Annotated in this window: 19 protein-coding genes and 5 tRNA genes; 4 read left to right on the forward strand and 20 right to left on the reverse strand. The window is 50.3% G+C overall.

Annotated features, from left to right (window positions below; translation table 11 throughout):
- Positions 1-11 precede the first annotated feature (11 nt).
- From rlmH to CWI84_RS05200, 13 genes are all read right to left on the reverse strand, one after another.
- A complete protein-coding gene (rlmH, locus tag CWI84_RS05140) occupies positions 12-482 on the reverse strand; it encodes a 23S rRNA (pseudouridine(1915)-N(3))-methyltransferase RlmH (RefSeq protein WP_126841508.1) in 471 nt (156 codons plus the stop codon).
- Positions 482-802 carry a ribosome silencing factor gene (rsfS, locus tag CWI84_RS05145; protein WP_126841509.1) on the reverse strand — a complete coding sequence of 107 codons (321 nt, stop codon included), beginning with the start codon at positions 800-802 and terminating at the stop codon, positions 482-484. Before rsfS ends, rlmH begins: the two co-directional genes overlap by 1 nt.
- Positions 803-860: 58 nt before the next feature.
- The gene (nadD, locus tag CWI84_RS05150) at positions 861-1499 is read right to left on the reverse strand and encodes a nicotinate-nucleotide adenylyltransferase (protein WP_126841510.1); all 639 of its coding nucleotides are present in this window, start codon (positions 1497-1499) and stop codon (positions 861-863) included.
- Positions 1493-2560, reverse strand: coding sequence for a DNA polymerase III subunit delta (gene holA, locus CWI84_RS05155; RefSeq protein ID WP_126841511.1), 1068 nt, complete (start codon positions 2558-2560; stop codon positions 1493-1495). The genes nadD and holA overlap by 7 nt, the downstream gene beginning before the upstream one ends.
- On the reverse strand, positions 2557-3042 hold the full coding sequence (locus tag CWI84_RS05160; protein ID WP_126841512.1) for an LPS-assembly lipoprotein LptE: 486 nt from the start codon (positions 3040-3042) through the stop codon (positions 2557-2559). Before CWI84_RS05160 ends, holA begins: the two co-directional genes overlap by 4 nt.
- Positions 3039-5618 carry a leucine--tRNA ligase gene (gene leuS, locus CWI84_RS05165; RefSeq protein WP_126841513.1) on the reverse strand — a complete coding sequence of 860 codons (2580 nt, stop codon included), beginning with the start codon at positions 5616-5618 and terminating at the stop codon, positions 3039-3041. Before leuS ends, CWI84_RS05160 begins: the two co-directional genes overlap by 4 nt.
- A gap of 41 nt (positions 5619-5659) precedes the next feature.
- Positions 5660-5857 (reverse strand): hypothetical protein, encoded by a 198-nt coding sequence (locus tag CWI84_RS05170; protein ID WP_126841514.1) that lies wholly within the window; start codon positions 5855-5857, stop codon positions 5660-5662.
- An 87-nt stretch (positions 5858-5944) separates the two neighbouring features.
- The gene (gene lnt / locus CWI84_RS05175; RefSeq protein WP_126841515.1) at positions 5945-7474 is read right to left on the reverse strand and encodes an apolipoprotein N-acyltransferase; all 1530 of its coding nucleotides are present in this window, start codon (positions 7472-7474) and stop codon (positions 5945-5947) included.
- Complete coding sequence (gene corC / locus CWI84_RS05180) at positions 7471-8346, reverse strand: CNNM family magnesium/cobalt transport protein CorC (RefSeq protein ID WP_126841516.1); 876 nt, start codon at positions 8344-8346, stop codon at positions 7471-7473. Before corC ends, lnt begins: the two co-directional genes overlap by 4 nt.
- A gap of 8 nt (positions 8347-8354) precedes the next feature.
- The gene (gene ybeY, locus CWI84_RS05185; protein ID WP_126841517.1) at positions 8355-8852 is read right to left on the reverse strand and encodes an rRNA maturation RNase YbeY; all 498 of its coding nucleotides are present in this window, start codon (positions 8850-8852) and stop codon (positions 8355-8357) included.
- Positions 8845-9858, reverse strand: coding sequence for a PhoH family protein (locus tag CWI84_RS05190; protein ID WP_126841518.1), 1014 nt, complete (start codon positions 9856-9858; stop codon positions 8845-8847). The genes ybeY and CWI84_RS05190 overlap by 8 nt, the downstream gene beginning before the upstream one ends.
- Before the next feature lie 16 nt (positions 9859-9874).
- Entirely contained in the window at positions 9875-11314 is a 1440-nt protein-coding gene (gene miaB / locus CWI84_RS05195; RefSeq protein WP_126841519.1) for a tRNA (N6-isopentenyl adenosine(37)-C2)-methylthiotransferase MiaB, read from the reverse strand.
- An 81-nt stretch (positions 11315-11395) separates the two neighbouring features.
- The gene (locus tag CWI84_RS05200; protein WP_126841520.1) at positions 11396-12274 is read right to left on the reverse strand and encodes a DMT family transporter; all 879 of its coding nucleotides are present in this window, start codon (positions 12272-12274) and stop codon (positions 11396-11398) included.
- A 108-nt stretch (positions 12275-12382) separates the two neighbouring features.
- Between CWI84_RS05200 and CWI84_RS05205 the strand changes: the two genes are divergently transcribed.
- Positions 12383-13504, forward strand: coding sequence for an FAD-dependent monooxygenase (locus CWI84_RS05205; RefSeq protein WP_126841521.1), 1122 nt, complete (start codon positions 12383-12385; stop codon positions 13502-13504).
- Between the two features lie 40 nt (positions 13505-13544).
- Here the strand turns inward: CWI84_RS05205 and CWI84_RS05210 are convergent.
- The 7 genes from CWI84_RS05210 to CWI84_RS05240 all read right to left on the reverse strand — a co-directional run bounded on the left by CWI84_RS05210 (position 13545) and on the right by CWI84_RS05240 (position 16245).
- Positions 13545-13631 (reverse strand) — tRNA-Leu (locus CWI84_RS05210).
- Between the two features lie 30 nt (positions 13632-13661).
- Positions 13662-13736, reverse strand: a tRNA-Gln gene (locus CWI84_RS05215).
- Between the two features lie 33 nt (positions 13737-13769).
- Positions 13770-13844: transfer RNA gene (locus CWI84_RS05220), tRNA-Gln, on the reverse strand.
- Positions 13845-13860: 16 nt separating this feature from the next.
- Positions 13861-13945: transfer RNA gene (locus tag CWI84_RS05225), tRNA-Leu, on the reverse strand.
- A gap of 7 nt (positions 13946-13952) precedes the next feature.
- Positions 13953-14029 (reverse strand) — tRNA-Met (locus CWI84_RS05230).
- A 138-nt stretch (positions 14030-14167) separates the two neighbouring features.
- Positions 14168-14836 (reverse strand): SDR family oxidoreductase, encoded by a 669-nt coding sequence (locus CWI84_RS05235; RefSeq protein ID WP_126841522.1) that lies wholly within the window; start codon positions 14834-14836, stop codon positions 14168-14170.
- A gap of 35 nt (positions 14837-14871) precedes the next feature.
- The gene (locus tag CWI84_RS05240; protein ID WP_126841523.1) at positions 14872-16245 is read right to left on the reverse strand and encodes a class II fumarate hydratase; all 1374 of its coding nucleotides are present in this window, start codon (positions 16243-16245) and stop codon (positions 14872-14874) included.
- A gap of 155 nt (positions 16246-16400) precedes the next feature.
- Here CWI84_RS05240 and CWI84_RS05245 point away from each other — a divergent pair, with 155 nt between their 5' ends.
- From CWI84_RS05245 to CWI84_RS05255, 3 genes are read left to right on the forward strand one after another with little or no spacing between them, the layout of a single operon-like run.
- Positions 16401-17048 (forward strand): methylamine utilization protein, encoded by a 648-nt coding sequence (locus tag CWI84_RS05245; protein ID WP_126841524.1) that lies wholly within the window; start codon positions 16401-16403, stop codon positions 17046-17048.
- Positions 17045-19339 carry a putative bifunctional diguanylate cyclase/phosphodiesterase gene (locus tag CWI84_RS05250; protein WP_126841525.1) on the forward strand — a complete coding sequence of 765 codons (2295 nt, stop codon included), beginning with the start codon at positions 17045-17047 and terminating at the stop codon, positions 19337-19339. Before CWI84_RS05245 ends, CWI84_RS05250 begins: the two co-directional genes overlap by 4 nt.
- Positions 19321-20166: a DUF3034 family protein gene (locus tag CWI84_RS05255; protein ID WP_126841526.1), complete on the forward strand. Its 846-nt coding sequence runs from the start codon at positions 19321-19323 to the stop codon at positions 20164-20166. The genes CWI84_RS05250 and CWI84_RS05255 overlap by 19 nt, the downstream gene beginning before the upstream one ends.
- Positions 20167-20169 lie beyond the last annotated feature (3 nt).

Below are 20169 nucleotides of genomic sequence, written 5' to 3' on the forward strand. Positions count from 1 at the left end.
GATGATTCTTCTTATTCCCTGTGGTAAGGGTGATTATTATTGATACTCCAAGCCCGATATAGGCTTTCGGCTACCACTATTCTGACCAACGGATGGGGTAGGGTCAATGGCGACAATGACCAGCGCTGTTCAGCGTGCTGCAGACATTCAGGGGAAAGCCCTTCAGGCCCGCCAATTAATAGCGAAACATTTCGCCCATCAAGTTGCCAGCGCTGCATTTGCTCCGCTAACTCGTTGGTTTGCCAAGCTTTACCGGTTACCTCTAAGGTGATAATTCGATTGCCTTTCGGCACCGCGGCAAGTAATGCTTCGCCTTCTTGCCGCAGAATGCGCGAGATATCTGCGTTTTTCCCACGTTTTCCTGGGGCAATTTCGTGTAACATCAGTTCGAAGTCTTTTGGAAAACGCTTTTGGTATTGCTGGAACCCCTCGGTTACCCAAGCGGGCATCTTTTGACCCACTGCAAGCAGTTGGATCTGCATTAATGCCCCCAGAGTTTCTCGAGCTGATAGAAGTCGCGGATAGATTCTTGCATGACATGTAGAACGACATCGCCAAGATCAACCAGTACCCACTCTGATTGCTCACCGCCTTCTTGCCCAATCGGCGGCATACCGGCGTGTTTTGCTTCAGTTGCTACGTGTTCAGCAATACTTTTTACGTGTGTCTTAGAATTACCCGAGCAGACAATCATGTATTCTGCGATGTCGGTTTTGCCGTGCACGTCCAACACTTGGATATCACGACCTTTTAAATCTTCAACTTTATCAATAACAAACTGGCGTAATTGTTCTGCTTGCAAAGCGTTACTTCTCCTAGACTTGATGAATCCAGTTATTTTACCACGGTCCACCAAAAGCTCATAAGTTTTGGTACAGTTGCTGCTGGCGAATATAGTCTATGACACCAGCCTGCAATGGAAGGTTCGCAAATTGTCGTTGCGCCAGTTGCTTGCGGATGGCGGTCGCAGATACGTCAAATTGTGGAATATCGGCAAGCCAAACACCACCGTGACGGGATCGTTGCAGGTCATTCGCTTGGCAGCGATGGGCAGTGACAAAGGCTTCGATGGTTGCCGACATAGTGCGAATAGAATAGCCAGGGCGCGGAAGTACTACTAAATGCGCTAATTCAGTGAGTTGCTGCCAGTTATACCAGCTATCCAGCGATAACAAAGAGTCCATGCCAATCACAAACAGCAATGCGTCTTGCGGAAACTGTTGGCGCCGCTGTTGCAGGGTGTTCGCGGTATACGATGGCCCTTGCTGCTGTAACTCCCAGTCATCCGCGATCCAACCTGCATGTTGTTGGCAAACGATGTCGACCATGGCTAGCCGATGTTGAGCGCTTGCCGCTGGCTGTGCTCGGTGCGGCGGAACCGCTGCTGGCAGCAAATGCCATTGGTCAACCGCAATACACTGAGTTAAGGCAGTCAAGGCTTGGGTATGGCCATCATGAATAGGGTCGAATGTGCCGCCAAAAAAGCCCCTAACTACCATCCCTCGCGCTCCACGCTCTCGCTAAACGGTGCCAAGTTCGCGCTCAGTTGCGGCTCGCACAGTAGGGTGATGATGTGAATCAATAGCGCTTTGGGGTCGTCACCATTTTGGCTCTTTAGTGCCATCTCCAACCGTTGTAGTAATTTCAACGCTTGCGTTAACGCGGCGCTGGGCATGTTCTGCGCGCGCTGCAAGTAACTTCCCTGTTGGTTACTCCAGATACCATGCTGACGCAGTAATGGCTGTGGATCTTGTTGCATTTGCTGCGCTTGTTGGAGTTCAGCCAATAGCGAGACTTCTCGCTGAATAAGCCATAACAAACGGTGGATATCGTCATCCTCTACTAGGATACGTTCCAGCTTATGCAGAGTCTCGGGCAAAGTGCGTTGATTCAGGCTGTCTTGCAAGTCGAACACGGAGTAACGGCTAGTATCTTGACTGCTCCGTATCACGTCATCGACACTGAGTACTTGCCCTGGAGCAACGCTAAGTTGCCATTTCGCCAGCTCTTGATCCAAGCCCAGCAAATTACCATCGTACCAATCGGCTAAGCGCTCTATCGCGTCGGCGTCGAATTGCAATTGGTAAGCACGAGCGCGCTGGTGAATGAAACGTGGGAGCTTACTGCGCTCGGGGGTATTTGCCATTAAAGTTGGACCATTATCGGCAAGTGCAGTAAACCATTTTGCTTTACGGTGTTCACGCTTTAGTTGTGAGCCGACAATAATTAAACATTGATCGCTTGGCAGTTGTGCACAGTATTGCTTCAGCGCATCCGCTCCCTCACGTCCCGGCTTGTTATCGGCAAGGTGCAACTCTATCACTGAGTAACTTGAGAACAGGCTCATCGCCTGTTGCGATTCGCTAATCACACCCCAGTCGAAGCTGGCATCCGCTGTCCAGCGTTGGTAGTCATCGATATTTTGCTGGCGACAGAAGGTTCTAACCGCACGGATAGCATCATCAATTAATAATGGCTCGCTGCCGAATAGGGAGAGTAATGGCGGCAATCCATTGCTATTGAGATAATCGCTTAGCTGTTCAGGATATAGCGTTTTCATAGCTCATCGTTAAGCCGAGCGATAATTTGTCGAACCATCCGCCGTGCCGCTTCAACGCGCATCTCTTCAACCAAAATCTCACGTTCACGGGTTTTGGCGAGAACGTAGTTGGGATCATCTTGATAGTCGCGAGCGACCTCGATATGCATCGCAATCGGTTGGTGTTTGGGTAACAGAATTTGGTAGTCAATTTGGTATAGCAATTGATATTCTGCGACCTGACCGCTTTTGAACAGTGATAGGGTGCGACGCTCTAGTCTATCACCGGTAATTTTGAGTCGCGTCTTGGCATCAGTATTGAGCGCGGCGCCAGCATTAATAAGCTGTTGGCGAATAATATCGGCCAGCCGATCGGAGGTGGTGCTTTGCACCGCGACCTGTTGCAGGCTATCCGGCAATTGGTAATGGTCGCGCAGGTGGAAGCCGCAAGCGCTCAATAGCAGCAGGCTTCCAACCGCGATTAAACCACGCAGACCTATCACTGACTGACAACCACGTTAAAGATTTTGCCGGGTACGTAAATTTTCTTACGCACAGTCATGCCTTCAACATGCTTTGCCACCGATGCCTCGGCAAAGGCAAGCTGCTCAACCTGTTCAGCCGATGCGTCCGCTGGCACATTAATTTTGCCGCGAACCTTGCCATTGACTTGAACCACGATGAGTTTTTCGTCTTCGATGAGGGCACTTTCATCCACCCGAGGCCAATCAGCGAAGCAAATCGACTGCTGGTGCCCCAGTTGTTGCCAAAGTACTTCACAGATGTGAGGGGTAATCGGCGCCAGTAACCGCACTACAGCATCGAGCGCTTCACCCATTACAGTGCGGTCAGCGTTGGACGCTAACGGGGCTTTTTGCAGAATATTTAGCAATTCCATAATTGCCGCGATGGCGGTGTTAAAGTGCTGACGACGGCCCATGTCATCACTCACCTTAGCGATGGTTTTGTGCAACTCACGACGGAGGTTTTTATGCGCTGCAGTGAGTTCTTCACTGTTGCTATGGCCGCCAGCGCTAATAAAGTCGTTTACCAGTTTCCACACTCGGCGTAAAAACCGTTGCGCGCCTTCAACACCCGAGTCTGACCACTCTAAGGTCATTTCTGGTGGAGCGGCAAACATCATAAACAAGCGTACAGTGTCGGCACCGTAGCGATCCACCATGGTTTGCGGGTCAATGCCATTATTCTTTGACTTCGACATTTTACTCATGCCAGCACTCTGTACCGGCTTGCCATCGATTTTAGAGATGGCCTCTGCGACACCACCTTTTTCGTCGCGTTTGATTTCGACGTCTAGCGGTGAAATCCACGTTTTACCGCCTTTTTCATCTTCACGGTAAAAGCTTTCTGCCAACACCATGCCTTGGCAGAGTAGACGTTTAAATGGTTCGTCTGAATCAACCAAGCCCTCATCGCGCAATAGCTTATGGAAGAAGCGTGCGTACAGGAGATGCAATATCGCATGCTCGATACCGCCAATGTATTGATCTACGGGTAACCAGTAGTTGGCCTTTTCTGGGTCCAACATCTGTTCATCATCATTGGCACAGCAGTAACGTGCGTAGTACCAAGACGACTCCATGAAGGTATCAAAGGTATCAGTTTCATGCTCGGCGGGTTGACCATTGTATTCGGTTTTACGCCACTCAGGGTCGGCTTTAATCGGTGATGTAACGCCGTCCATCTGCACGTCTTCGGGTAACAGTACCGGTAATTTTTCCGTAGGTACTGGAATTGAATCGCCATTGGCCAAGTTCAACATCGGGATAGGCGTTCCCCAATAACGCTGACGTGAGACGCCCCAGTCACGCAACCGGTAGTTGGTTTTACGTTCGGCGATACCTTGCTGCTGTAGCTTGTCGGCAATTTGGTCGAACGCTTCAGCTGAACTTAAGCCATTAAATTCATTGGAATTAATTAACGTGCCAGTCTCAGTGAGCGCGCCTTCGCTTAAGTCACCTGTGGCGCTAAAGGGTTCGATAACAGGCGTTATGGTAAGCTGATATTTGGTCGCAAACTCCCAGTCACGTTGGTCGTGTGCGGGTACGGCCATGACCGCGCCAGAGCCGTAGTCCATTAACACAAAGTTAGCGACCCAAATGGGTAGCTCTTCGCCGGTTAATGGATGCTTGGCCTTAAGCCCCGTGTCCATTCCCAGTTTTTCCATGGTTGCGAGGTCAGCTTCAGCCACTTTGGTGTTACGGCATTGCGCTAAAAACGCCTGTAATTGAGGATTGTTTTGCGCCGCTTCCTGGGCCAATGGGTGTTGTGCGGCAATCCCCATGTAGGAAACGCCATATAAGGTGTCTGGACGGGTAGTGTAAACGCTCAACGGTTGCTCGTGGTCAACCACCTGAAAGTCTATCTGTAACCCTTCAGAGCGACCGATCCAATTACGCTGCATCGCTTTTACTTGCTCTGGCCAGCCGTCTAACTGGTCTAAATCTTCAAGTAATTGATCGGCGTAGTCAGTGATTTTGATAAACCACTGTGGGATTTCTTTCTGTTCCACCACTGCGCCTGAACGCCAACCGCGGCCATCAATAACCTGCTCGTTGGCCAGAACTGTTTGGTCTACCGGATCCCAGTTAACCGTGGCGTGTTTTTTGTACACCAAGCCTTTCTCAAATAACTTGGTAAAAAACCATTGTTCCCAGCGGTAGTAGCTGGGTGAACAGGTCGCCACCTCGCGCGTCCAGTCGTAACCAAAGCCTAGGCTTTTCAACTGTTCACGCATGTAATCGATATTTTGGTAGGTCCATTTCGCCGGCGCAGTTTTATGCTGGATTGCAGCATTCTCCGCAGGCAAACCGAAAGCGTCCCAACCCATCGGTTGCAGAACATTTTTTCCTTGCATGCGTTGGTGGCGGCTAACAACATCTCCTAGCGTGTAATTACGCACGTGGCCCATGTGCAACTTACCACTGGGGTAAGGGAACATGGACAGGCAGTAAAACTTTTCTTTTGCCGGATCTTCGGTGACCTGAAAAACCTTTTCGGCTTCCCAACGCTTTTGCACATCGGCTTCAATTTCGGCCGGGTTATATTGTTCTTGCATAATTCTCGACGACTTTACGGTGAAAAATGGACGTAGTTAGGTTAAGCGATGGCGTACCATGCCACTAACATGATGATGATGCCCGCCAAACCAAAAAAGCTATATTCTACGCGTTCACGTTGTTGCGCTTCTGCATCTTCTGGATTTTTATGGAAGAAAAACATCAACAGTGAAGTAAGGCCTAAACAACCTGAGGCAACCAGTACCGCAAAAATGAATGCATCTAAAATATTAGTCATGGTGATATTCCATTACGTCTAGAGTTTGATGACAACGATTTGTTGAGTCAGCGTATAGTTTACTGATTTTCTTTGCCAATGACTATGTTAGCCGAGGCTCTTTTGCCGCACTAATCCCGCGAGTAGCGGCAGGATTCCTAAACAGCCCAACAGCCACGCCCATAAACTGCCAAAGCGCCAGTAACTGGTGGTTCCGCTAACTTCGGGAATGTCGGCGCTAAGCACGGTTGCAGTGAATTGTGGCGCGCGCGCCAACCAACGACCGCGTTCATCAACAATGCCACTGACTCCGTTATTGGTTGCTCTTAGCATTGGCCGACCTAACTCTTTGGCGCGCATGCGGGCTATTTCCATATGCTGCCAAGGACCGTGTGAGTCGCCAAACCAGGTATCGTTACTGACAGTTAACAGCGCGTCCGTATCGGCGCGGGTGTTTTCTCGCAGTTGTTCAGGGAAAGCCATTTCATAACAAATGGCAGGACTGAATTTAAGGTTATTGGCAATGATATTATCTTGCCGATAGGCGCCGCGACTAAACGATGACATGGGCAAATTAAACAGCGGAGCTAGGGGGCGCAATAGGTCGCCAAAAGGCACAAACTCACCAATCGGTAGGAGGTGGTGCTTTTGGTAGCGATTGCTGCTGCCATAGCGGTACGAACTTGGGTCATCGTCGCTGCGTTTACCCAGCACGATAATGGAATTATAAAACTCGTCCGTTTGCTGCTTATAGTCAATAATACCGCTAATGATGGCGCTATTGTTGTAATTGGCGGCATCATTGATGGATGCTAGAACGTCACCCGCGTAGGGCTCTAACGCAGTGATTGCCGATTCAGGCCAAACAATGACTTGGTGGTCATAGTGTGGGCGGGTGAGATCTAAATACTTTAATAGGGTGGGCCAGCGTTGTTCGGCTTGCCATTTTAATGATTGCGATACATTACCCTGCACCAACAATACTGAATGCGTTTTACCAGTGCGCTCAAGGCTTGAAAATTGTGGCAGTACGTAAGCACAGGCCCAAGCAACCAGCGGAATCAGCAACAACAGCGGTTGCCGTGTACGCAATACCATAGCCAAACACAGGGCAATCCATAGCACGACAACGGTAATCCCAACCTCGCCGATCCAAGGCGCCAGTTGGCCAAGCCAACCATCCGTTTGTGTATAACCGAGTGATAGCCATGGGAAACCGGTCAACAACCAGCCGCGCAAGCTTTCCGCCGCGAGCCATAACAGTGGCAGGGTGAATGTAGCGGCACGATGCTTGTTACGCAGCCATTGCCAGAGGCCAAAGGCGAGCGCGGGAAACAGCGCTAAGTAGGCAAAAAGTAAGAGTAGAATGCCTACCGTGGCAAACCAAGGCAGGCCACCATATTGGTCAATACTGACATAAATCCAACTAAGCCCTGCGGCGAACCAACCAAGCCCAAACCAGTAGCTGATCTTTGCGGTTTCGCGTGGCTGCTGTTGCCAAACTAGCAGAATGTGGAGGGTCGGCGCGATAATACCGAGAATGCCCCAATCGAACGGAGCATAGGCAAAAACGAGCGAGCCACCGAGGAGCAGAGCGCAGAGTCTCAACACAAGAGGGTGTTGGACAAACTGCCTCATTCGCTAGACTCCGTCTGCTCGTCCGGCAATGTCACTTGCAGTTGTTGAATACGGCGTTTATCGGCGTTGGTGACTTTGAATACTAGGCCACCAAGCGTTACTTCTTCACCCGGCTGAGGTAGATGACCAAAACCGTGTGCCACTAAGCCGCCGATAGTGTCATATTCTTCGTCTTCATACTGGGTGTCGAAGTAGTCATTAAAATCTTCAATGGTTGTTAGCGCCTTCACCGCATAACGAGACTTATTGATTTTGCGGATGTCGGCCTTTTCGTCTTCGTTATGGTCTGTTTCGTCTTCAATTTCACCGACGATTTCTTCCAGAATGTCCTCAATGGTGACCAATCCTGATACGCCGCCGTATTCATCGACAACAATGGCCATGTGGTAACGCTCTGAGCGAAATTCCTTGAGCAGTACATCAACACGTTTGCCCTCGGGAACAATCACCGCCGGGCGCATCACCCGTTCAAGGGCAAAGGGTTCTTCCGTCATACCAAAGCCAAAAGCCAGTAAGTCTTTAGCAAGCAAGATACCTTCTACGTGGTCTTTATTTTCCGAGACCACAGGAAAGCGACTGTGCTGACTATCGATGAGTATCGGCAGAAATGCTTCAACGCTCTGACTTTTGTCGATAGTGACCATCTGTGAGCGGGGGATCATGATGTCGCGCACTTTCAACTCAGCGACATCCAGTACGCCTTCGATCATTTCTTTCGTGTCGTTGTCGATCAGATCGCGTTCTTCTGCGTCTTGAATTAGATCGACAAGTTCTTCGCGGCTTTTCGGCTCACCAGTAAATACTTGTAACAGTTTTGCTGCCCAAGATTTCCCCGATGAACCGTTGCTAGAGTGGGGATTGTCGTCCGTCATTCAGCCGTTTAATCCTCTGTGATTGAACGAGTATTGCTGTTATCTAAATAAGGGTCGCGAATGCCGAAATGGGCGAGAATATCGCGTTCCAACTGTTCCATTTGCTCGGCTTCGTCTGCATCAATGTGGTCAAAACCGAGAAGATGCAGAGTACCGTGTATAATCATGTGCGTCCAGTGGTGTTGGACGCTTTTTTGTTGCGCTTCCGCCTCATTAATAATGACTTCCGCGGCGATCACAATGTCGCCGAGCAAATTCACTGGCAATTCAACGGGAGCCTCAAACGGAAAGGACAGCACATTTGTGAGTTTATCTTTGCCACGATATTCGCGGTTTAACTGTTGAATTTCGTCGTTATCGACAAAGCGCACAGTCAGTTCAGTATCAGCTTCATCTGCACCCGCCATGATCAGCGTCTGCGCAACCCACTGTTGCAATTGCTCAGCGCTAGGCAGGGTAGCGATGTTGTCGGTCGCCACTTGGCGGTCGATGATAATATCAGTCATGGTCGTGCTGCTGTTTAGCCTTTTGGCTTGTGTCGAATCGGTCATAGGCTTGGACAATCCGTTGTACTACCGGATGTCGAACCACATCGCCGGCTTGAAAGAAGGTAAAGCTGAGATCCTCAACATTGCTCAACACCTCGATGGCGTGGCGTAAGCCCGAGCGTTGCCCACGCGGCAAGTCAATTTGGGTAATATCGCCAGTAATGACCGCTTTTGAATTAAAGCCAATGCGCGTCAGGAACATCTTCATCTGCTCCATCGTAGTATTCTGGCTTTCATCCAGAATGATAAATGCATCGTTGAGTGTACGGCCACGCATATAGGCCAAAGGCGCGACCTCGATAACATTACGCTCGATCAGTTTTTCGACTTTCTCGAATCCCAGCATTTCAAACAGTGCGTCGTACAATGGGCGCAAATAGGGGTCGACTTTTTGCGACAAATCACCGGGTAAAAAGCCAAGCTTTTCACCGGCTTCTACCGCTGGACGGGTCAGCAAAATACGGCGAACTTCTTGGCGTTCTAGTGCGTCAACGGCGCAGGCAACGGCCAAGTAGGTTTTACCGGTACCGGCAGGACCGATACCAAAATTGACGTCGTGACCCAGAATCGCCCGAACATACTGCGCTTGATTGTGGTTCCGAGGCTTTATAATGCCGCGCTTGGTTTTCACATGCGTCATTTTTTCTGCGGCCGGATCGCTGTCGTCTTGCTCCAGCACTTTCGCCTGTTGAATCGCTAAGTGCACTTGTTGCGGCTCGATGTTTGCCGACTGACCTTTTAGCGGTTGGGTCTCAACATAAAGGTCGTGCAAAATCTTTTCTGTAGCCGCTACGGTGTGTGCTTTGCCGATAATGCGGAAATGATGACCACGATGACTGATTTCCACACCCAAGCGCCGTTCAATATGCTTGATGTTCTCATCAAAGGGTCCGCAAAGGGTAGAAAGCCGACGTAGGTCCGTCGGCTCTAAAGTGATATCTACGGTGGTTAGTTGATTACTCAATCGCTTCCTCTTTTGGTTACGATGCGGTTGGTTGCACTTGGCCTACGCCGAGTTCATCAATCGCATTATCGCGTTGGCGTTGGAGAATGGTTTGCGGTGCCGTATCTACTCGCAAACCCATGTCGCTTTCTTCGCGAATTAGGTCGCCACGCAATGAATTAGGTAGTACTTCAGTAATTTTCACATCAACGAATTGGCCAATCATGTGCGGCTGTCCGACAAAGTTGACCACGCGGTTGTTTTCGGTACGACCTGAAAGTTCCATCGGATTCTTTTTCGATGGGCCGGTGACCAAAATTCGTTGGTGAGTATCCAACATTCTGCGCGCGTGCGCTTGTGACTGCTGGTTTAGTCGTTGCTGTAATAACTGCAGCCGTTGTTTTTTGGTTTCTTCGCTAACGTCGTCAGGCAAGTCTGCCGCCGGCGTGCCAGGGCGAGCACTGTAGATGAAGCTGAAACTCATATCGAAATCGATGGTTTGGATCAGGTTCATGGTGTCTTCAAAGTCGCTATCGGTTTCACCAGGGAAGCCAATAATGAAATCGGATGACATGGCGATATCTGGTCGCACTTGCTTCAAACGGCGAATTTTCGATTTGTACTCCAACGCGGTGTGTCCACGTTTCATCATCGTCAACACCCGGTCTGACCCCGATTGAACCGGCAGGTGCAAGTGGCTAACCAGTTCTGGAATCGTGCCGTAGGCTTCAATGATATCGTCCGTAAATTCGACGGGGTGCGAGGTGGTGTAGCGGATCCGGTCAATACCGTCGATCGCTGCAACCAAATGCAACAACTCTGCAAATCGGCAAATACTGCCATCAAAATGTTCACCACGGTAGGCGTTAACATTTTGTCCTAGCAAGTTGACTTCGCGCACACCTTGTTCTGCCAATTGGGCAATCTCGTAGATCACGTCATCAACAGGACGGCTGACTTCTTCCCCGCGAGTGTAAGGCACCACGCAGAACGAACAGTATTTACTGCAGCCTTCCATAATCGACACAAACGCTGATGCGCCATCCGCTTTTGGTTCTGGTAAACGGTCGAATTTTTCGATTTCTGGGAAGGAAATATCGATCATCGGCGCATGATCGCTTTGCACTTGCTTCACCATTTCTGGCAAACGGTGCAAGGTTTGCGGGCCAAACACGATGTCGACAAATGGCGCACGTTGGCGAATTGCATCACCTTCTTGCGATGCGACGCAACCGCCTACACCAATCAGCAAATCAGGGTTTTTCTGCTTCAGGGTTTTCCAGCGACCTAATTGGTGGAACACCTTCTCCTGAGCCTTTTCCCGGATCGAGCAGGTATTCAGCAGAATGAGATCAGCGTCTTCGGCTTCTTCTGCGACATCGTAGCCATGGGTTGCGTGCAGTAGATCGGCCATTTTCGCCGAATCGTACTCGTTCATTTGGCAACCCCATGTCTTGATATATAACTTCTTACTCATGTTCACTCGATGCTGTTGGTGGTTAATAAAAAAGCACACTATTTTACCGTGGAACGGCCATGCTTGCCAACCGTCTAATCGCTAGCTTGCGCTGCGATGTCGGGTACGTACCGCAAGATAGCCTGCGCCGACGATAATGATCGCGCCCCAGAGCATGTGCCACGCCAATGCTTCATCAAAAAAGATATAGCCCATAAGCGAGGCAAATAACACCGAGCTATAGGTAAATACCCCGACCTTTGCCGCGGGGGCGGTAGCGAACGCCCGAGTCATAGCGAGCTGCCCCGTCACTGCAAGGGTTCCCATAAGTAGCACGGCTCCCCATTGCAATAGGTTCATTGGTTGCCACATCCACAGTAATGGAATGGCTGATACCAAGGTGGAAATTGCGGAAAAGTACAACACGATCTTACGTGTGGGCTCTGTCCGTGATAGCCGCCGGATCACGGTCTTGGTCATGGCGGCCATGGTTGCGGCCAAAAATGCTAACAGTACAATCGGCGACAATTGGTTGGCTAACGGATTGAGAAATACGAATACGCCAATAAAGCCAAAGATAATCGCGATCCATGTCTGCCGACTCACTGGCTCTTGTAGCCAAATGTAGCCCATTAGCGGAATAAGGAAGGGCGACATTAACAGCACTAAGGTTGCTTGTGCTAATGGGATAGTACTAATGGCGTAGAAAAATAAGTACATTGCTCCTAGCCCGACCAGACCTCGTACCCAGTGTAAACGCCAGCGCGTACTGGTAAGGGTTTGGCGCAGACCGTAGCGAAAAATCCATGGCAGCAGGATCACTAACGCCATGACATTGCGAAAAAATACTAGCTGCTCGAATGCAACGTCTGGGCTCAGTGCTTTTACCAGCGCACTGACACTGGCAAAGCACAGTTCTGCACTTAGCAGCAGTAGCGACGCAATAATGGTGGCACGTTGTGCGGATAGGCCGACAGACATGGCAGTAAAATTAGCTCCTAAGTGGGGCAAAAACTGGGGCCATTGTAACGGATTTTCGATGTAAATTATGGTATCAATAGCAAAACCTTGAGAATCATTCGTTATGTTATGGCAAAAATCGCAATAAACGGCGGCGGAATGGTCGGCGCGGCGCTGGCTTTGGGGCTTGCTGAGCGTCATCAAGTGGTGTTATTCGACCATGCCACTCCTAGCGCCTCAGAAGCACAGTGGGATTTGCGCATTTCTTCGGTTAGCCAAGGCAACTTAAACTGGCTGGCACGGTGGCAGATCGAAGACCTAGTGGATAAACACAAATGCCGAGACTACCAGCAGTTAGAAATTATCGACCAGCGGGGACAACGACTGGTTTGTGATGCCGAGGATGTTGCCGAGGCGCGATTGGGCGCCATGATCGAAAACCGCGCGTTGCGGCATGCGCTGTGGCAGCGTCTGCCGCAGAATGTCACGCAAGTCGTTGGCGATCCGCTCCAAGTATGGCAACCACAGCAGCAATTGTTGACCTGCCAAAGTGGTCAGCAATTTCCAGTAGATTTACTGATCGGTTGCGATGGCGCTCGTTCATGGGTTGCGCAACAACAGGACTTTGCTGTTGTTGCCGAAGATTATGACCAAGATTGCATTTTAGCCTTAGCCAAGCTGCCGCAAGCGGTTAGTGCAAAAACCTGGCAACAGTTTCGCGATGAGGGGCCCATTGCCCTGTTACCATTAACGCAAAATCAGGTCTGCTTAATTTTGTACCAGCGCCGACAAACGGTGGTCCGCTGGGGTGCAGAGGACAGTATGGCGGATCGGGTGAGCGATGCGTTTCAACCTTACCTCGGGCAATTATCGATCTCCCAGCTTGCCAGTTTTCCGCTCCGTCGCCAGCACGCGCGCCGTTATCATGTTGGCGCACATACGGCATTGGCAGGCGATGCAGCGCATACCATCCATCCCATGGCGGGTTTAGGTGTTAACTTAGGTTTTCATGATGCGCGGCAACTGGTTGCCAGTTTAAATAATGGCATTAGCGAAGCGGCGTTAGCCAATTATCAACGCCAGTGTCAGCGCTATAACCGTAAGGCTCTGGCGTTACTGGACGGCTTGCATCGTCTGAATACGGGTAATGGCGCTGAGCGGTTATTACGGCCGTTGCAGAGTGCCGCGCTGACGCTGCTAGGGCAGGTGCCACAGATGCGAAAATGGTTTATTCGACAAGCGCTCAACTGATCAACAGGCACAAAAAAACCGCCAACTGGCGGTTTCAAGATGGTGCGGAGGGGGGGACTTGAACCCCCACGAGCTTTCGCTCACTAGCACCTGAAGCTAGCGCGTCTACCAATTCCGCCACCACCGCTGAATCTTGACTGTTACTGCTTTGGGAAAATGGCTGGGGCACCAGGGATCGAACCTGGGAATCGCGGGATCAAAACCCGCTGCCTTACCGCTTGGCTATGCCCCATCCTTTTTCGGAAAGACACTCAACGTAAAGGATTGGCTGGGGCACCAGGGATCGAACCTGGGAATCGCGGGATCAAAACCCGCTGCCTTACCGCTTGGCTATGCCCCAATCCAGAAAAAGAATTTGGTGCGGACGGAGAGACTTGAACTCTCACGCCGTGAGGCACTGGAACCTAAATCCAGCGTGTCTACCAATTCCACCACGTCCGCAAATTCTTGGTGGCTACGGCGGGATTCGAACCTGCGACCCCAGCATTATGAGTGCTGTGCTCTAACCAGCTGAGCTACGTAGCCATGTTCAACGGTATCTCGTTGAGTGCGGCGCGTATTATGCAAATCGGCTTTGTCACCGTCAACCTCTTTTTCATAAAAAGTGAGGGATTCGCTACCGTTTGTTCAAAAAAACACTGATTTGCACAAATTACGACCAAACTACCAAGGTAAGCTGTCACCATTGCTGTGACGGAAACACCCAGTGTGTTCGAGATCCAGCTCTTCAATACGCTGGCGCAAACGTTCGGCCGCAGTCTCAGGTGGGATATCGCCTGCATGGTTGACCATATCGGTTTGCACAAAGCCCGGGTGAAGCAGCGCAACAGCAATACCTCGCGGTTTTAACTCATGGGCTAAAGATACGCCGCCGGCGTTGAGTGCTGCTTTTGACATACGATAGCCGTAGTGTCCACCAGAACCATTGTCTGCCATTGAACCCATGCGGCTGGTGATCAAAATCACTTTACTGCCTTCACTGAGGTTGTCAGCAAGAAACTCGGTCACACGAAGTGGGGCAATGGCGTTCACTTCATATTGGGCGCGGAAACTGCCAGCATCGAATTCGCCAAATTCGTCACGAATCAGTAAACCCGCGTTATTGATTAAGATGTCGATGTTTTGGTCGCCAAGGGTTTCTTTCAATCGCAATAGATCAGCAGCCTTAGTCACATCCACACCCTCAATGATATTCACATCCAGTTCGGTCAGCTGTTTTGAACTGTTGCGACATACCGCGGTAACTTTGTCACCGTTCGCAGCGTATTGTTGGGCGAAGGACAGACCGATACCTCGATTAGCCCCGGTGATCACAATATGACGCTTTGCCATGAATTATACTCCTCGTAACGGTTGATAGCGGTGTGTTAAACACCGCCTTTGGTTAATTTTTTCGGGTCAAGCAGTTGCGCTAATTTGTCGCGTCCGAGGTCGGTCATCTCATCGGCGACATCCAGCACCGGCCGTTTCTCTTTGTAAGCGCGCTTGGCAATTTCTGCCGCTTTGTTATAGCCAATCTCTGTGTTCAAAGCGGTCACCAGTATCGGATTCTTACTCAGCGCTTCATCCAAACGGTCTTGGTTTACTTCAAAGCTTTGGATGGCTTTGTCGGCTAAATGCATGCAACTGGTGCTGACAATCTCAATGCTCTGTAGCAAGTTGTAGGCAATTACCGGTAACATCACATTAAGCTGAAAGTTTCCTTGTTGAGCCGCAGTAGTAATCGTGGTGTGATTACCGTTTACCTGTGCCGCCACCATCGCCACGGCTTCTGGGATGACCGGGTTAACCTTACCTGGCATGATGCTGCTACCGGGTTGCAGGGCTTCTAGTTGAATTTCCCCCAAACCGGCAAGCGGACCGCTGTTCATCCAACGTAGATCGTTACTGATTTTTAATAACGTCGTCGCAATACTATTGAGTAGGCTGCTGGCAGCGAGCGACCTTTCTTGCCCAGCAATTCCAGAAAAGAAGTTTTCCGCCGGTTTGAAATGATGGTCGGTCAACTCAGACAGCGCACGACTAAAATGCTCGGCGAATTGTTCTGGCGCGTTAATGCCAGTACCAATCGCTGTACCACCTTGCGGTAATTCGGAAAGCTGTTCAATTAACAGCGGCAACTGCCGCTGGCTTACTTCCAACTGTGCCGCCCAACTGTTGAGTTCTTGTGCCAGCGTCATTGGCATCGCGTCCATTAAGTGGGTGCGGCCGGTTTTAACGTGGTTTTGCAGTTGCCCCGCTTTCTCTTTAATGCGGCCGATTAGGTGAGCTAAAGCGGGCGCAAAATGTTCTTTCAAAGCCAGTACCGCACTCAATTGAATCGCGGTAGGAATAGTATCGTTACTGCTCTGGCTGCAGTTAACATCATCGTTAGGGTGGACATTAAGATCATCAGACGAAGCGAGGTGAGCAATCACTTCGTTAACGTTCATGTTGGAACTGGTACCAGAACCGGTTTGGAAAATATCGATAGGAAATTGGTCCGCGAACTGGCCTTCGTAAATCTGCTTCGCGACATTGCGGATAGCTTTTGCTTTACTCGCCTTTAACCCAGCGACTTCTTGGTTGGCTGTAGCGGCGGCATGTTTAATCAGTGCAATCGCTGCAATCAATTGTTTGGGCATGGTTAAACCACTGATGGCAAAATTGTCTACCGCGCGCTGAGTTTGGGCACCATAAAATGCGCGATGAGGAACCTGTACTTCGCCCATACTATCGGTTTCGATACGATACTCGCTCATACCTGTCTCCTTGTTGGCGATAATGTTTATCAATAAGTTACCGAAAATTGGCATGCAAAGATCAGTTGTATACCATTCATAGTATCGTTAATCTGGAAATATTCGCTATTGATGAATACAAGGAGTGTATTCATAACCAAAGGATATTCACGACTGTGATTTCTCTACGCCTAGTCGCAACGCTTGCAGCCGGTGTCGTCATATCGACCTCAGCCGTTGCAGAAACCCTGAAAATAAACGTGGTCGATCCGCAACACAAGCCGTTAGCCGATGCTGTAGTGGCGTGGGAACAGGCGCCAACATCAGCGAAACCTCAAGCTGCGGTGATGGACCAAGTGAATAAACAGTTCGCGCCGCATGTATTGATTGTTAATCGCGGCAGCAAAGTAACCTTCCCGAATAGCGACAATATTCGTCATCATGTTTACTCATTTTCCCCAACCCAACCGTTCGAGTTGAAGCTTTATTCAGATAAGAAGCGCCCGGCGCTGCGGTTTGAACACAGCGGGGTAGTGACTTTAGGCTGCAATATTCATGACACCATGATCGGTTACCTGTATGTAACCACCTCGCCGTATGCGCAGTTGACCGATGCCGAGGGAATGGCTGAACTGACTCTGCCGAGCATGCCGCAACAATTAACGGTCTGGCACTCTGGCATGGCGGAAAAGCCGATCACGGTGGATCTCAGTCAACACCCAGAGCGACCGATAGTCATCGAGTTGCCAGTAAAACAGGTAGAAAAGCAAGACGATGAACCGTCGCGTTTAGAGAAACGTTTTAATCGCTTGGAGCGCTCATGATCCAACGCTTTTCAACCCGCCTTGCAATATTGGTTGTTGGTTTACTGGCGACAGCCTTGTTGTTAGCGTTTGTCGGCATTCAATGGGCCACCGATAATCAAGTTGAGCGAACGGTACAGCGTGAGTTAGATGTCAGTAGTCGGGTTTTTACCGAGTTACTAGATACCCGTGCGTCGCAGTTGCAACAAGCGGCTCAGGTGCTTGCCGATGATTTCGGCTTTCGCCAAGCGGTGGGCACCGGAGATAAAGAAACGATTATTTCTGCGTTGGTTAATCATGGCGACCGTATTGGTACCGATTTAATGGTTTTACAAGACCCCAGTGGTGCCGAAATAGCGTCTACTCATGCGGTTAATCACTTGCCCTCACTCACCACCATGGCCGATGCGATGGCGCAAGAAACGACACAACTGGCGGTGATAGAGGGGCAGGTTTTTCAATTGGTCACGGTGCCCGTTAAAGCGCCTAAATTGATTGCTTGGGCAACCTTAGGGTTTGTGGTTAACGATGCTTTAGCCAGTGAATTGCAGCGCCTAGCGAATGCCGACATTACGCTCTATTTAAACCAACCGGCAAAGCTCTTTGCTTCGAGTTTAGCTGAGCAACCGCAGCAACAGTTACTACAACAATTGCGTCAACAGAGCAGCGTTACAGCGTGGCAGCAACAGCAACAGTTAGCCATAGAACAGCGCCAATTGGTGACCTTGGACAACAACACCATTAATGTTCTGCTGTCCACCTCCATGGCGAGCGCTAAGGCAGAGTTTTCCAAACTGCGTTGGCAAATAGCGGTAGTCGCAGTGAGTGCGTTGTTGCTTGCCATTGCCTTAGCAACTTGGATGGCGCGCTCCGTAAGCGAACCTATTCGACGCCTCAGTTACGCCGCTAACCGCTTGCGAGAAGGGGACTACGAACACGCGATTCGGAGTGAACGCAAGGACGAGTTTGGCGAACTGGCATCGACCTTTGACCAAATGCGAGTCGCCGTTAGCGAACGGGAAAAGCGAATTTCCTATCAAGCCAGTCACGATTTACTCACAGACCTGCCAAACAGACGCGAAGTGATTCGTGTTTTGACACCGCGATTAGCCAGCCGACAACCGAGTAGCCTATTGATAGTCAATATTAACCGCTTCCGCGAGCTGAACGACCGGGTAGGACAGAAAATTGGCGACCAACTACTGGTGTTGGTGGCGCAACGAATACAGCACTGGCATAAAGAGCAGCTCCCGGATCAAGCCTGGCTGGCGCGTTTGGGCGGTGATGAGTTTGTTATTCTGGTGGACAGCGATGACCAAGCACTCGTAGATTCCGCCCTAGAAAACCTAATGCAACGACTGCAACAACCGTGGTTACTGGACCATACCGATTATGTCATGCAGTTTTCGGCTGGCGCCGTGGCGATACCGAGTGATGGCGATGATATCGACAGTTTGTTACGCCGAGTGCAAATCAGCCGCCGCATTGCCGTGCAGGAAAAACATCTCTGGCATTGGTACATGCAAGGCGAAGATGAACAGCACATGCGGCAACTGGCGATTCTACAGCACTTAAAAGATGCCGTTGCCGAACAGCAATTAAACTTGGTGTTGCAGCCGAAGGTGGATTGTGTGAGTGGACGCGCGGTTGGCGCGGAAGCGTTATTGCGCTGGCATCATCCCGTGTTGGGGCACGTACGACCCGATGAGTTTATTCCGTTAGCGGAGCAGTCGGGAGAAATTGGACGCTTAACCCGGTGGGTGATCGTTGAAGCATTCTCGGTGCTAAATAAAGCCGAAAATGCGGGGATAGATATGAAGTTGTCGGTGAACCTCTCAACCGTGGATTTGCTCAGCGACACCTTACCGAAATTGCTTTCCGATTATGTTGATCAGTTTTCCGCTAACCCATCCAGTTTAATGCTGGAAATTACCGAAAGCGCGGTTATGCAAGATCCAGAAAATGCCATCGAGCGTTTACAGCAATTAAAGCAGCGGGGCTTTATGGTCTCAATTGATGACTATGGCACCGGTGAATCGTCACTGGCACAATTAAAACGCCTGCCAGTCGATGAGCTGAAAATCGATCGCTCCTTTGTACAACACTTGCCTAATGACGAACGCGACCAAATTATTGTCCGCTCAACCATTCAGTTGGCCCGCGAGTTGGGGCTGAAGACCGTTGCTGAAGGAGTGGAAGATGACGCCAGTTGGCAACTGCTGCAATCAATGGCGTGTGCAGAGTTGCAAGGCTATTACTTTAGTAAACCGTTACCGATAGAGGAATTTTTCGCATGGTATCAAAGTCATTAAAGCTGGTTGCCGCAGTGATACTCAGTTGCACTAGCGCCACTGTAGCCGCTAACGACGGCACGCGTTTGCTCGCAACCGGCGGCGCCACAAGCATAGAAGGAAGCGCTGGCGGCGGTATTGTGCCGTGGGCAACCTTATCGAGTTACGCCGGAGAGAGCCAGGTAGGCGCTACTGCAGCATTGTCAGAAGTGAGTGTCGACGACTTTCGACTCAGCGTCGCCGCCGCATCAGTGAACTTTTATAACCGCTTAGAAGTCTCCTACGCCAAACAGACGTTCGATTTGAGTACCATTGGCGGAGAGTTAAAACAGAATATTGTCGGCGTAAAAGCGCGCCTTTACGGTGACCTTGTTTATGGAGATTGGCCGCAGCTCAGTGCCGGGATACAGCACAAGACCAACCAAACCTTTGCGTTGCCAAATGCGGTTGGCGCAAAAGACGATAGCGGTACCGATTATTATATCAGTGCCGCTAAAGCCTGGTTAGATGGCTTTGGCCATCGCACCTGGGTTGCAAACCTGACAGTGCGTAATACCAAAGCCAATCAGTTAGGCTTGCTGGGTTTCGGTGGTGACCAACAAGATCGACGTTGGCAATTGGAAGGCTCCGTTGCGGCTTTTATTAATCGCTATTGGGCCGTTGGTGTAGAATATCGGCAAAAACCCAGTAACCTCAGTTTCGCCCGCGAAGACGATTGGAAAGACCTATTTGTCGGTTATTTCCCCAATCGCTCACTAGCCATTGTGGCTGCCTATACCGATCTCGGCTCTATCGCCGGATTAGATAACCAGCATGGCTGGTACCTCTCTTTACAAGCCAGTTTTTAACGG

The sequence above is a fragment of the Idiomarina tyrosinivorans genome (genome assembly GCF_003987475.1).
Taxonomy (GTDB): Bacteria; Pseudomonadota; Gammaproteobacteria; order Enterobacterales; family Alteromonadaceae; genus Idiomarina; species Idiomarina tyrosinivorans.